Here is a 13540-nt window from a genome sequence, read left to right on the forward strand (position 1 = left end):
ATCTCCACCCAGGACGTTAATGCAATGCATAGCTTGCTTAACTGCCCTGCCTGCACCATCGAGTTTCACCTCCTATTCTATCATTTCTGAACATCCTGTCAAGTTTTCCGGGGCGAGGAACAGTGTTAATTTTTATTAAAATAATGAGCGTCAAGCTACCCGAATTATCCACCAATGTTGCTACAACCTGCTCAGCGCACGAAACTAGACCCCTCTGACGATACCGAGTTTTACGCTATCCCCCGCTTTGTCACCCATGTAGATGAAGGGTTTATCGACCAACTGACGAATCTGTATCGAGAACGTCTCCAACCCCATACCCGCATCTTCGATATGATGAGTTCGTGGGTATCTCATCTCCCGGAGGAGATGGAATTCGCCCATGTGGAAGGTCACGGACTCAATGAGGCGGAATTGGCAAAAAATCCCCGCCTCGATCGCTTCTTCGTGCAAAATCTGAACGAAAATCCTCGCTTTCCTCTCCCGGATGAAAGTTTTGATGCGGTACTCAATGCGGTGTCTATCCAATATCTGCAACATCCAGAAATCGTGTTTGGCGAAATTCACCGCATCCTCAAACCCGGTGGAGTGGTAATTATCAGTTTCTCCAATCGGATGTTCTATCAAAAAGCCATTCAAGCGTGGCGCGATGGAACGGATAGGAGTCGTTTGCAATTGGTGAAAGGCTATTTTAATGCAGTGGAAGGCTTTACCCAACCAGAAGCGATCGCCCGTCAATCCGATGCGCCTTCTTTCTTGCAATTGTTAGGCATAGGCGGTGGCGATCCGTTCTATGCGGTTATCGCTTATCGCCGTTAAATTTACTGTGGTTGGTCATTGGTCATTAGTCATTGGTCATGTGGTCAATTGTCATTGGTCAATGGTCAATTCTCATTGGTCATTCGTCAATTGTCAATGACCAATGACTCCCTTTTAATTCAACTTAGTGGCCTCGATCTAAATCGGCCAAAACGGTGGCTATTGTGTGGCAAAATTGGGCATGGCATTGTCCGTTACTGGCCACCAAACATCCCCACTGACTGACATCTTTTTGATTGTAAACTAAAGGCGTGCCGTCGATATGGGTTAATTTTCCACCAGCTTCGGTTAAAATTAATTCTGGTGCGGCTAAGTCCCAATCTTTGGGGGCACTTTTGCCGGATAGGGAAATAAATACATCCCAGTCTTGTTCGACAATCGAGGCGATTTTATACCCGATACTGCCTAGTTTTTGTTCGATGTTTCCGGGCAATCTGTGCAATAGGCGGGTTAATCTTTCTTCCTTTCGCGATCGCCGGGTGACGATGCGTAAGTCTGGGAGACGATCGCGCGGGGAGACTTTCGCCCATTCGCGATCGCCACTGCGATCCTCCACAAATGTGCCGCCATTTTTGTGGGCGTAGTACAATTTGCCCGCTTCGGGCAATACCACCACCGCGACTACTGGTCTTCCTTCATAGACTAACGCAATATGCACCGCATATTTAAAGTTTCTTCGGATGAAGGCGCGGGTTCCATCAATGGGGTCAATTATCCAGATCCACCGATGTCCCAGGCGATCGCTTTCGGATTGGGTTTTGTAAGTCTCTTCGCTGAGATATCCAAACCCCTGAGTGCCAAAAGCAATTCTCAGTTGTCTCAATATGTATTCACTCGCCGCAATATCCGCATTGGTTACTGGCCCTTCTTGTTTGTGTTTGATTCTCAGTTCTCCGGGGGGTTGACTGTGATAATGAGATAAAATCTCCGCACTCCCCCATCCCACACTGCGCGCGATCGCTCCAATTTCGGCTATTTTCTCAATGCACATTTCCCGCATCCGCTTTCCCCCCGACTGATTTTTGGTTCATTACTTTCCTACAGCAACCCTTCCATGAATGTTATCCCGTAACGGCCACAATTTTCCCCTGAATTTTCCCTCGGTGTAGGGTGCATCAAATTGTTGGCCTCTGTTTTGTCTCGCGATCGCAAATTTTTTCCGGTTTCTTTAACAAATATTTACATTTTGGGCGGCAAAAAAAGGGGGGAAGGGGTTGACTTGGCACTTGATTTCTGGTATGCTCGGATTACAATGGGAATAGTGACAATTTTCGGGAAAGCTGTCACTATTCCCATTATGATATAAGCATATCACAAATTTCCCTGGCGCGCAACAACATTTGCGTCTTTTTTTAAGCCGATTTTTAAGGCGATCGCCGCCGGAAAGACGAGCATTGCTTTCCCAAGGAGTCAAAAGGAGTCAAAGGAGATAAAACTAAGATTGTCTGGCCCATTGTTCCCAATCATGGCGGGGGGAGAGACCTTGAATTTGCAAATCAATCTCGTAAAATTCAACGAATTGGAAGAGGCGCAGCAAACCGGCGCGAAAATTCTGCTGATGACTGGTAAAGCAGATAGTGCAAATCACCGGACTTTGGGAACGGACGTACACCAAACGCCGATCGCCTCGATTGCGAACCAACATCACCCTTGTCACCTTGCGCCAGGGAATAGAGATGCGCGGACTTAACGGACTGCGACGGACAATGGCGCGATCGCTAATTTCGATTTTAGCCGATAAACCGTCAGCGATCGTCAAAAACGGACTAGTTAATGCAACCCAAATTAAAGCCGTATCCAGAGAATTAACAACAAACGCCACGCAAGCGGAAATTAAATAAAACAATCCCAAACCCAACCCCATCCACCGATTGCGGGGTTTGAGAATCAGTATATCCTCTGGAGTGTTCATGTGTTCCGATAGTCCTAACCAGTTTGTTGATTCAATGGTACTCCCGAACGGGGGATTTTTCCATCCGACTGTAGGGAGAGTTTACAGCGTGGCGGGAAGAGATTTCATCCATTCGCGGGTACCAAATTGCTGACAAGCGTGGGAAGCAATTTGCGCCGCCGAAGCCAAAGCTGTGGGAAAATCTTGTTGTAAAATAAAGTGACAAAATGCGCCGTGAAAAATATCCCCTGCCCCTAAGGTATCCCTGGGGTTAATTTGCGGAACCGCTACCGTAGCGCGATCGCCATTGCTGAGGTATTGAATGGGATTTGCGCCGTCAGTAATGGCAATGTGGGGGATAGAGATCGCCTCGAGATAGGCAAAAACCTCCTGGCGGTTGTCACACTCGGGCGGATAAAAATTGGCCGAACAAACCGCATAATTGACAAAAGGCAAAACCTCTTCCAATCCGGGTTTCCAGCTTCCGCCATCGAGCACCACCGGAATCTGATGAGATTGGGCCAATTGCGCGATCGCAACGCTAGGGAGAATTTGATGTCCGTCAATCAGCACGATATCGAAATTTTGACATCGGTCTAGGGGCAGAAAATCGTTAGAAACCGGAGATTTAGTCGCATTAATCGAGACCACAGCGCGATCGCCACTTCCCGCCGTGACAATAATTGAAGAAACCGGGGGCGGTTCGGCGCGAGTGGGGTTTAAATCGGCCAGAGCGATGTTATACTGTTGTAATTCCTGACAAATAATCTGGGTCATTGGATGACATCCCATCACCCCGAGGATAGTGGGTAAATTGCCAAAATGACGAAATGCGATCGCGGCATTGGTAGCCGGTCCGCCAGCGCTAATCGTATAGTCATTTGCCACCAATTTATCGTTACTTTGGGGGAAATTTTCGGTCAGATAAACCAAATCGATGGTGACCAATCCGACAAATAATCCTTGTGTGGGCATGGGTTGAATTTTAAAGGGTTGGGATTTATTTTATAGCAAATTTTATAGGAATTAAATCGATGGGGTAAAATAACCACTGTTCCTTGAACTGGGTTGGTCAGAGTCCGGGTTTCGGGTCAGGGAAACGAACTGCAGGTTAGCAATGGTTTAAAATTGCCAGAGAGGATATAGAGTAGTTGTGGGGAAAAGATGGCAGAAAAAAGGGCAGATGGCGATCGCAAAAGGGGAATTCTCTATATTGTGGGAACGCCGATTGGCAATTTAGAAGACATGACCTTTCGCGGGGTGCGGATTTTGCGAGAAGTGGAGGCGATCGCCGCCGAAGATACCCGCCACACGGGGAAATTGTTGCAGCATTTCGAGATAACCACGCCGCAGATTAGCTATCACGAACACAACCGGAAGCAGCGGATGCCGGAATTAGTGGATCGACTGCAGGGAGGAAGCGCGATCGCCCTGGTTACCGACGCCGGAATGCCCGGAATTTCCGATCCGGGATTTGAGCTAATTCAAGCTTGTGGGGAAGGGGGAATTTCAGTTGTGCCCATTCCCGGACCGACAGCTTGCATCACCGCCCTAGTGGGGGCTGGTTTACCGGGAGAACGCTTCGTGTTTGAGGGGTTTTTACCCGTCAAGGGAAAAGCCCGCCAGCAGCGCCTGGAAGCCCTCCAGGGAGAGACGCGGACGATGATTTTATACGAAGCGCCGCATCGAGTGCGAAAAACCTTAACCGAGTTAGGGGAAGCCCTCGGGGGCGATCGCGCCATTGTTTTGGGGCGAGAACTCACCAAACTGCACGAAGAATTTTGGCGCGGTTCGATTGCCGAAGCGATAGCACATTATGGGGGAAATTGTCAACCCAAAGGAGAATTTACTCTAGTGATTACCGGGAGGGAGACTGCTGCGCCCGCGATCGGGGAACAGACCCTGAAAGCCGAGTTACAAAACTTAATCAATCGAGGTATGTCGCGATCGCAAGCCACCAAACACCTAGCGCAACACACCGCCCTTCCGCGCCGCCAGATTTACCAACTCGCCCTCACCATTGGCGAAGAGTCGGAGTAGTTAGCGGCGTCCCCCCGCAGGGGCGTCTCTAGCCCCCAGAAACGCGCTTGACCACCACCACGGTAATGTCATCGTAAATCTTATGAGAACCGATATGGCGCATCACGTCATCGACAATTGCCTGTTGGATTTCTGCAGCACAACGGTGCCAATTTTCGCTAATAATATCGCAGAGTTTTTCCAATCCATAAAGCACTTTGGCATCATTTTCCGCTTCCGTAATTCCATCGGTATAAAGTACCACCCCATCTCCGGGATTTAATTGCACTTGAGTCTGGGCGAAAAACTCTGCCACATCCAGAGATAAGCCAATCGGAAAACCTAAATCCAGGGTATCGATGCATTCCACCGTAGCATCGGCGCGCACCAGAATTACTTCTTCATGCTGCCCGCTGATGCCCAGGGTTCCGCCTACATAATCTAACAAGGCGAGGCTCATGTTTTTCTCGCAATTCATCCGCTGTAGGTTGGAGTAAAGGGTGCGGTTAATAATATCGAGAAAATTGCGATCGTCAGTTTCCTGGCTTTCCAGGAGGGTGCGAATTGCGGTTTGGGCCATCAGCATCAGCACGCCACTTTCCAACCCATGTCCCGTAACATCGCCGATGCCAATTTTCGTGTGATTGTCCCAGGGCAATACATCATAATAATCCCCGCCTACTTCATCTGCTGGTTTCATGTAGCCGGCAATTTGCAATTGGCGAATTTGCTGCAATTCTGCTGGTTTGGGGAGCATCATTTCTTGCAGGCGACGCGCCACATTGAGTTCAGCTTGCAAGCGCAGGTTTTCGGTTTTTAGGCGAACCAGATTCAAGTGAGTTTTAATGCGGGCGAGCAATTCGTCTTTAGAAATCGGTTTGGTGATATAATCGTTGGAGCCGGCTTCGAGTCCGGCGACTAAATCCGCCACTTGATTTTTGGCAGTGAGCATAATGATGGGGAGTTCGTCCATGCCATATTTTTGCCGCAGGATTTGACAGACTTGATAACCGGTCATGCGTGGCATCATCACGTCGAGCAAAATCGCATCGGGATGAGGTTGTTGTTGGATTAATGCCAGGGCTTCTGAACCGCTGGCGGCTTGGATGACTTGATAGTGGGCGTTGGAGAGATAGTTCACGAGAACCTGACGGTTGACTGGTTCATCATCGACGATTAACAGGCGGAATTTACTGTTAGTTTCCGATTCAGGGGGAAGGGTCTGGGTGGGTGGGGCCTCATCTGGGGCAATGGCGATCGCCTCCAACCGAGTAGCGATCGCGCGGCGTTTCGTTGGCGGGAGTGGCACTGACGGGGGATTTGACGAGAGGGGCAGGGTAAAGGTAAAGCGCGACCCTTTCCCCACTGTGGATTCCACCGCGATCGTTCCCCCGTGCAACTCCACCAGCTTTTTCGTCACTGCCAACCCCAACCCGGTCCCGCCATAAAGCCGCGCCGTGGAACCATCTCCTTGCTCGAAGGATTCAAAAATCGAGTCGAATTTAGTGGGGGGAATGCCGATGCCGGTATCGGAGACGGTAATGGCGAGATAACCCGACGGGGGATTGGTGAGGGGCAATTCGGGTTCCCCAGTTTCCCCTGCCTCATCGGGTACCACTTCCGCCGAGACTTCCACCGTACCGCTTTCGGTAAATTTAATCGCATTGCCGATTAAGTTGTATAAAATCTGCTGCACCCGATTTTCATCCGCCTCTACCGCCGGCAGTTCGGGGTGAAGGGTATTGATGAGTTCCACCGGCTTTTCGCCTATTAAGGGGCGAGAAAGGGTGAGGACAACTTCGGTGATTTCTCGCATTCCCACCGGCTTGAGTTGCAGTTGCAATTCTGCTTGTTTGATTTTGGACAAATCCAGGATATCGTTGACTAAATTAGTGAGTCGCAAGCCACTTTGGACGATGGTAGAGAGGTTGTGTTGTTGTGTTGGGGTGAGCGATCCGGTAGCCCCTTCGAGCATGGAATCGGCAATGCCAATTATGCCGTTGAGCGGGGTACGCAATTCGTGAGAGGTATTGGCGAGAAATTCGTCTTTGAGTTTGTCTAGTCGTCGCAGTTCGTCGGTGACGAGACGCTCTCGTTCCAGTTCTTGGCGTTGGAATTCGAGTTGTTGTTTTTGGGCTTTCGTGCGCCATTGCACGTAGGCTAAAACTGAGCCAATTAAGGCGAGAAGGTAGAGGGTATAGGCCCACCAGGTTTTCCACGGGGGCGGGGTGATGGTAATATGAATTGCGGTGCCTTGTTCGTTCCAGACGCCATCATTGTTGGAGCCTTTGACCCGGAAGGTATAGGTGCCGCCGTCGAGGTTGGTGTAGGTGGCATAGCGTCGCGTGCCGGCATTTATCCAGTCTTGGTCAAAGCCTTCGAGTTTGTAGGCATATTGGTTTTTGGCGGGGTTGGTGTAGTCGAGGGCGGCAAATTCAAAGCCGAAAAATCGGTCTTGGTAGGAGAGTTGGAGTTGGTGGGTTTCGGAAATGGCGCGATCGAGAGTGACGGTTTCGTTGAATTTTTTAAATTGGGTGATGACCACAGGAGGAATATGGGGGTTGTCTTGGATGCGATCGGGATAGAAGAACGTAAATCCTTCTTCACCGCCAAAAAATAATTGTCCGCTAGGGCTTTTGAAATAAGCGAGTACGTTAAAATGATTTCCCGGTAGCCCTTCATCTGGGGTATAGTTTCTAAAGGTTTCCGTTTGTGGATTGAATTTCGATAATCCTTTGGAACTGCTCAGCCAGAGATTTCCTTCATCATCAGGCAGCAGGTTAGCTAAATAGGAGGTTGCCAGACCATCTTCTTCGGTGTAGTGTTGAAAGGTTTCAGTTTCGGGGTTAAATTTATTCAATCCGTCTTCAGTTACAATCCACAGAATGCCCGATGGATCCTGATAAATGCACACGACTCGGTTGCTGCTGAGGCTTTGGGGGTCTTCCGGGTTATGAGCGTAATGGGTAAAGGTTTCAGTTTCGGGATCGAATTTATCGAGTCCCCCACCATAGGTGGCAATCCAAAGATAACCCGAATTGTCTTCACGCACGGACAAGATTAAATTTTGACTGATGCTATTGAGGTCATCGGGATCGTGAACCCAGGATTTAGCTTTGCCGGTTTCGGGATCGAATTCATTTAATCCTCCCCCAACTGTCCCTAACCATAACCGGCCCGAGGAATTTTCCCGGATGTTTAGAATGGTACTATCGCTGAGGCTGTTAGGGTCATTGGGATCGGGTTTGTAGGTGATAAATTTTTCAGTGGTGCGATCGAATAAGTTTAATCCGGCATCGGTGCCGATCCATAGTCTCCCCGATGAATCTTCATAAATCGACCACACGCTATTACTGCTTAAGCTATGGCGATCGCTGGGATTATGTTTGTAATGCTGAAATTTTCCGGTTTGGCGATCGAATTTATTTAATCCTCCATTGGTGGTTCCGATCCAAACGACGCCCTCTCGGTCTTCATAAATCGACCAAACGGCGTCACCGGACAATCCATTGGGATTATTGTTGTCAAACCTGTAAGCTGTAAATTTTTGTTTACCGGGATGGAAGTGGCTCACGCCTCCCATCCAAGTTCCCACCCACATGCTATCAGTGCTGTCTCGATAAATTGACAGCACATTGTCACCGCTCAAACTATTGATATTTTTGGGATTGTTAGAATAATGGGTGAAGGTTTCCCGGGCAGAATCTAGGATATCGATGCCTTTACCCGTATAACTCGCATCCCACGTTCCCGAACCAATCCACAGTTGTCCCGAGGCATCTTCAGCAATGGCGCTGACGCTATCAACACTGAGACTATTGGGATTATTGGGGTTATGTTGGTAGTGGGTAAATTTTCCAGTTGTTCGGTCAAACTGATGGAGACCGTTCCTCTGAGTGCCAATCCACAGGTGGTGGGAATTATCTTCATAAATAACCGTGACTGGGTGAGGGGTTGCTGAAGGAAAAGGATTCAGTCGATCGCTGTAGTGGATAAATTGATTCGTTTCTCGGTTAAAGGTATGGAGTCCGCCGCCCAAGGTGCCAATCCAGAGTTCCCCCGCTGAATCTTCATAGATGGCACTGACTGCATTATCGCTCAAACTATGGGCCTGATTGGAATGATGAGTATAGTGGGTAAATTGATTCGTTTCGCGGTTGAAGCGATTGAGTCCGCCGCCTTGGGTGCCAATCCAAAGGGTTCCGGAGGAATCTTCATAAATTGTACTAACTTGATTGTTGCTTAAACTTTTGGGATCGTTCGGGTTGTGGAGGTAGCGAGTAAAGGTTTCGGTGACGCGATCGAAGGCATTGATTCCGCCAGTTTGGGTGCCAATCCAGAGAATGCCAACATGGTCTTCATAGATGGCGGAAATCCAATTATCCGATAAGGAATTCGGGTTGTTGGAATCGTGCTTGTAGGTGGTCAAGTCGTATCCATCATATTTATTCACCCCTTCTTGGGTGCAAAACCAGAGAAATCCTCGCGAGTCTTCTAGAATGCAGTTGATGCCGATTAATCCGTTGTCCGTGGAGAGGCGATCGAATTGTAGGGTAGCCTCTGGTTGGGCATAGGCAGTAGGGGATCCGCTTATCCACAGGATTATGACCAGTAACAGAGAAATTAACCCTCGGAAAATGCGGTCAGCGTTTTGATAACTTTGGCTTCGGATGTTCATGCGATCGCCTCTAATTATGGATCGAGCAACAGGTGCTATTGCTCTCGGCAGATTGACCCCCAACTCAAGGGCTGGAGTTTAAACGAACCCGCCCCCGGCTTTTTATATGATAGTATAGGGGGCGAGTTCTTCTGCGGCAACAAGGGGTCTGTTCCTGCTGAGTGCGAACCCTTGGGCATGGAAGTGTGGTTATCGATAAACGGAGAGAATCTCGCGGCTCATCTGGGTGTAGTCACCATCGTAGCGGGTGACGTCATAGCATCCCAGGGGATTGTCCACCAGATTTAGACGGCATTTTTCGCAATAGGTACAAGGTTTGTCCGGACTGTCTTTGCCTTCGGCAAAGATTTTCGGCAGGTTGGGGTTGGCAATTAAGGCCCGGGCGATGGTTACTGCGTCGCAACAACCTTCCGCGATCGCTTTGCGGATGTAACTGGCGCTTTGAAATCCTCCGGTACAGAAGATGGGAATCCGCACGGCTTTTTCGATCTGTTGGACTTTCTGAATGTGTTCTCCTTCGATGTCTAAAGGAAAATTGCCAGAGGGACGATCGGCAACAGGCAATTTACTCCCCAGGTGAAGGGCATCTGCCCCGGCGCGTTCGATCCACTGGCATAACTGAATTTCGCGATCGCGGGTTTCCAACGCATCGATTTTCACCTGCAAGTGAAAATCTCCCCCGACTTGGGTGCGGATTGCTGTGACGATTTCGAGCAAAAACCGCGATCTGTTCTCGAAAGACCCTCCATATTCATCGATGCGATGATTCACGGTGTCACTGAGGAACTGCCCGACTAGATTGGCGATTGAATTGAGGCGACCGTTTGTTTCATCTTCGAGCAACCGCCCGGTTCCACTTTTCGTAGCATCCACTTCCACACCATCGAGTCGTGCCTCTCGCGCTCTTCTGGCTGCATCTGCAAAGCGATTTACGATCTGCTGGATTTTCTCGGGAGCAATGGTTTGACTGAGGGCACCGAGATGACTTCCACCATAACTCAGCTGCGCGATGTATTTGCAATCATAGTGATGGACGGTTTGGGCAACCTGTCGCCAAAATGGAATTTGTTCGTCGCGATCGAGGGTGGCACAATTGGGGGCAATTCGCCCCGTGCCACAAACGGGAACGACACAGGAGAGAATTGCCCCGACTCCCCCACGAGCGAATTTTTCTTCCCACTTGAGACGCGCCGTAGTGCCAGTCCCATCGGGATTATCGAAATTTCCGTAAGTATTCGATCTCAAGATCCGATTTTTCAGGGTAAGGTTGCGACACTGAAGCGGTGCAAAAATAATATCCGATTTCATTTTTAATTGTCCTCGCGATCCGGGAGTACGACTCAATACAAAAAAAGTGCCTTCTCGAAGTCATCCCGTACAACCAGGACGCTACCGTAGGCACTCGGTTTTTTTGACGAACTTGCCCGCGAGCGATCGCCATTCTGAATGAATTTTGCAACCTGCCGAGGCTCATCATTTCTCACATCCGGCGCTCGGCTTCAGGAATCCCCGAAACCGCCAAGGAGCGCGGGCGTTTTATCGCGTCAAATCAAACACAAAATTCTCCAAACTGTCTGCTGCGTTCGTCGCGCAACAGTCGCAGGTAGTTTTCTTCGCCGCCCGCGCGGATTAAGTCTTTTTGCTCTTCAGTCAAGTCATACTCGCTCAAGATAGACTCTATATCATTTTGATATTGGCGAAATTTTTCCGGTTCTTCCGCCATATCAGCCAGGAGTTTATATAGAGCAGATGCCATAATTGCTGTTTCCTCTTTTGATGAACAACCCTACCTGTCAGAATAAGTGAATTTATCAATTGCAAACCGAGTTCTGCATTATTCTACCATTTATTGTTGAAAACAAACTCCCTATTATCATCAAAAAAATAAATATTTATTTGACCAAATTAATACCCTGCTTATTGATTATCCAATCATCAGCAAGTTCGGCTGATTTATTGTTATTTTCAAACAAACCCATCGGCAAATTGGCTATTTCTCGCATTTCCCTCCATAGCGATAGGGGCACGGCAATGCTGCCGTACCCCTTGCATTTCCCAAAACCCCCGGGGGCGATCGCGACGATTACAGCGAATAAACCTGCCCGTCAATCAACACCCGCGTAATGCCCTTTTCTTGCAAATACGCACTGGTTTTTTGCAGCATTTGCCCGTCGGGCATTTTAATCACTCGTTGATTGCGAGCGCAGAATCGTCGCGCCACTCGGTGATTGTCAAAAATCGGCAGAGTTTTTTCTTGCACTTCTTCCCGAGGAATTTCCCCGAGTTCGCCAAACTCTTTCAGAGGACGAGTAATCAACTCCCCACCTTTATCCACCACAAAATAGCAGGTTTTCGGCAACTCAGCGTCGGCGAGGGGGATGACTTCCACAAAAGGAGAAGGGCGAGAGCGGCGCTGAGTTAACAGGGCATCTTCGTCCCATTCTTCATCCTCATCCTCATCCTCATCCTCGTCGTCTAAGTCTTCCTCATCGAGCAAATCTTCCCCGAGCATTTCCCGGAGGGCGCTAGCTTCCATTGCCTCATAATTTTCCTCAAAGGCATCTTCATCGGTGTCCTCTTCATCGAAATCCGCGTCTTGCGCCGCCGAAGAAGAGCGTTTGCGAATGCGGCGCGTACGCGCATCGCGCAAAGACTCTTCCTCTGAGGCTTCCTCAGACCCTTCCGGCGAACCTTGAAAGCGACCGGCGCGCTTTTGCTGAATCAGGGATTCGTATTCCTCGTCCGATAAACTGCTTCTGAGGATGCGGCTTATCGTGGAGCTACTCACCCCATAGCGACTCGCCAGGGTTAAAGTGGTTTCTCCGGGCTGTCGATAGAGGTCGAGGATTTCTCTTTTATCAGAATCGGAAAGTTTTCGAGAACTCATGCCGCATCAGGGGGGTAAACAGCGTGGATAATCAGGGGAGCCAATCGAACGCGCCTGGGACAGTCGGTGGCTGGGGTGCGGTGGGGGAAGGCGCTTTTCCACAGAAGGGGCAAAGCGTCGCCCCGGTTGAAACTGGGAGTTTAGTCCGACGAAGAAGAAGAACCGCCGCGTCGGCGTCCCCGAGAGCGAGAGCGAGTGGAGATGTCGTATTCAAGGACCGCACCAATGGCAAACAACACGCCACTAAACACCCAAAACACTTCTAGCAAACTGCCGCTTTGGTAGTCTGCCACGCGGGATTCGGCATATTTAAACCACATATCGGCAATGTAAAGGGAAAAGGTAGCTGCCGCAATCATCCGCCAAGACTGGGAGAAGCGTCCGCCCCAGAAAGCCAACAACAAAGCGGTGGCCAAAATCAGGAGCAACACATCCATCACCACGTAAAACAAGCCGACATATTTCGAGTAGGGGGACAAGAAGTTATCGATCGCCTTAGCCACTCCATATCCCGGCACCGAGGACTCTTGCTCTGCTGCTACGGGGGGAGCTTGAGCGGCGGGAGTTTCGGCGGTGGTGGGTGCGGGAGCCACTTCTTCGATGGGGGTAGGGGGCACGGCTTGTTGCAGGTCGGCGTTAGGGGGAATGGAGAGCCACCAGGCGAAGGCTCCCCCGGCGAGGGCGATCGCCACCAACACGCCCCACTGCCACAGTTCCAGATTCAGTTTCCGGGAAGAAACCGCCAGCACCATGCCGATGGTCAGGGCCACATAGGTGGTGGCATAGAACAGATCTCCGAGGGACACATCCGGGTCGAGACCCCAGTACAGTTCCCACAGACCGAAGAGCACGCCGCCTAAGAAATAGCCAATCATGCCGATCCCGATCGCCAACCAGACATTGCGTCCGCTGACAATCTGAGTGGATTTCCAATTTCTAAAACACAAAATCGCTGCTGCTAGGAATGCAATCCACTCGAAAATATAGGTCCCAATCGAGTACCACAAGGGCAACTCGGCATCGGGGGAGTGAGGAATGCTAAACAGCAGAAAAAATAACAGGGCTAAGACAGCCCAGGTAATCCCGCTAACGACAAGGGTCCGCGCTGAGAATAACGGTTGAGAAGGGGTAAACTTTTCTGAGCTTGTTCGCATAAGAATCGCCAAATCGGTAACTGGGCATCGGAGTTTTTGTCAACAACTTTCTTTAAAATGCAAGAGCTGAAAGATTTTGATAACGTGCCGAC

General features: G+C 49.7%; 10 protein-coding genes. 2 read left to right on the forward strand and 8 right to left on the reverse strand.

Annotated features, from left to right (window positions below; genetic code table 11):
* Positions 1–174 precede the first annotated feature (174 nt).
* The gene (locus AC0QH1_RS18725) at positions 175–819 is read left to right on the forward strand and encodes a class I SAM-dependent methyltransferase (protein WP_324632784.1); all 645 of its coding nucleotides are present in this window, start codon (positions 175–177) and stop codon (positions 817–819) included.
* Positions 820–943: 124 nt separating this feature from the next.
* Here AC0QH1_RS18725 and AC0QH1_RS18730 read toward each other — a convergent pair whose 3' ends face one another.
* The 3 genes from AC0QH1_RS18730 to AC0QH1_RS18740 form a co-directional block, all read right to left on the reverse strand.
* Positions 944–1819, reverse strand: coding sequence for a 3'(2'),5'-bisphosphate nucleotidase CysQ family protein (locus tag AC0QH1_RS18730; RefSeq protein ID WP_324632785.1), 876 nt, complete (start codon positions 1817–1819; stop codon positions 944–946).
* A gap of 435 nt (positions 1820–2254) precedes the next feature.
* On the reverse strand, positions 2255–2731 hold the full coding sequence (locus tag AC0QH1_RS18735) for a hypothetical protein (RefSeq protein ID WP_324632786.1): 477 nt from the start codon (positions 2729–2731) through the stop codon (positions 2255–2257).
* A gap of 81 nt (positions 2732–2812) precedes the next feature.
* Entirely contained in the window at positions 2813–3685 is an 873-nt protein-coding gene (locus AC0QH1_RS18740) for a sugar kinase (protein ID WP_324632787.1), read from the reverse strand.
* Positions 3686–3874: 189 nt separating this feature from the next.
* Here AC0QH1_RS18740 and rsmI point away from each other — a divergent pair, with 189 nt between their 5' ends.
* Entirely contained in the window at positions 3875–4750 is an 876-nt protein-coding gene (rsmI, locus tag AC0QH1_RS18745; RefSeq protein ID WP_324632788.1) for a 16S rRNA (cytidine(1402)-2'-O)-methyltransferase, read from the forward strand.
* Between the two features lie 28 nt (positions 4751–4778).
* Here the strand turns inward: rsmI and AC0QH1_RS18750 are convergent, their stop codons facing one another.
* The 5 genes from AC0QH1_RS18750 to AC0QH1_RS18770 form a co-directional block, all read right to left on the reverse strand.
* Complete coding sequence (locus tag AC0QH1_RS18750) at positions 4779–9407, reverse strand: two-component regulator propeller domain-containing protein (RefSeq protein WP_324632789.1); 4629 nt, start codon at positions 9405–9407, stop codon at positions 4779–4781.
* Positions 9408–9596: 189 nt separating this feature from the next.
* A complete protein-coding gene (locus tag AC0QH1_RS18755; protein WP_324632790.1) occupies positions 9597–10715 on the reverse strand; it encodes an NADH:flavin oxidoreductase in 1119 nt (372 codons plus the stop codon).
* A gap of 241 nt (positions 10716–10956) precedes the next feature.
* Positions 10957–11163, reverse strand: coding sequence for a hypothetical protein (locus AC0QH1_RS18760; protein WP_324632791.1), 207 nt, complete (start codon positions 11161–11163; stop codon positions 10957–10959).
* A 327-nt stretch (positions 11164–11490) separates the two neighbouring features.
* Positions 11491–12294, reverse strand: a complete 804-nt coding sequence (locus tag AC0QH1_RS18765; protein ID WP_324632792.1) for a helix-turn-helix domain-containing protein — start codon at positions 12292–12294, stop codon at positions 11491–11493.
* A 140-nt stretch (positions 12295–12434) separates the two neighbouring features.
* A complete protein-coding gene (locus AC0QH1_RS18770) occupies positions 12435–13448 on the reverse strand; it encodes a hypothetical protein (protein ID WP_324632793.1) in 1014 nt (337 codons plus the stop codon).
* Between the last annotated feature and the right edge of the window lie 92 nt (positions 13449–13540).

Source organism: Phormidium sp. CCY1219 (genome assembly GCF_055795085.1).

What these genes read in the sequence shown, in the direction of transcription:
- AC0QH1_RS18725 (WP_324632784.1), top strand. Translation starts at nt 175, where the DNA reads ATGTTGCTACAACCTGCTCAGCGCACGAAACTAGACCCCTCTGACGAT.
- AC0QH1_RS18730 (WP_324632785.1), bottom strand. Translation starts at nt 1,819, where the DNA reads ATGCGGGAAATGTGCATTGAGAAAATAGCCGAAATTGGAGCGATCGCG.
- AC0QH1_RS18735 (WP_324632786.1), bottom strand. Translation starts at nt 2,731, where the DNA reads ATGAACACTCCAGAGGATATACTGATTCTCAAACCCCGCAATCGGTGG.
- AC0QH1_RS18740 (WP_324632787.1), bottom strand. Translation starts at nt 3,685, where the DNA reads ATGCCCACACAAGGATTATTTGTCGGATTGGTCACCATCGATTTGGTT.
- rsmI (WP_324632788.1), top strand. Translation starts at nt 3,875, where the DNA reads ATGGCAGAAAAAAGGGCAGATGGCGATCGCAAAAGGGGAATTCTCTAT.
- AC0QH1_RS18750 (WP_324632789.1), bottom strand. Translation starts at nt 9,407, where the DNA reads ATGAACATCCGAAGCCAAAGTTATCAAAACGCTGACCGCATTTTCCGA.
- AC0QH1_RS18755 (WP_324632790.1), bottom strand. Translation starts at nt 10,715, where the DNA reads ATGAAATCGGATATTATTTTTGCACCGCTTCAGTGTCGCAACCTTACC.
- AC0QH1_RS18760 (WP_324632791.1), bottom strand. Translation starts at nt 11,163, where the DNA reads ATGGCATCTGCTCTATATAAACTCCTGGCTGATATGGCGGAAGAACCG.
- AC0QH1_RS18765 (WP_324632792.1), bottom strand. Translation starts at nt 12,294, where the DNA reads ATGAGTTCTCGAAAACTTTCCGATTCTGATAAAAGAGAAATCCTCGAC.
- AC0QH1_RS18770 (WP_324632793.1), bottom strand. Translation starts at nt 13,448, where the DNA reads ATGCGAACAAGCTCAGAAAAGTTTACCCCTTCTCAACCGTTATTCTCA.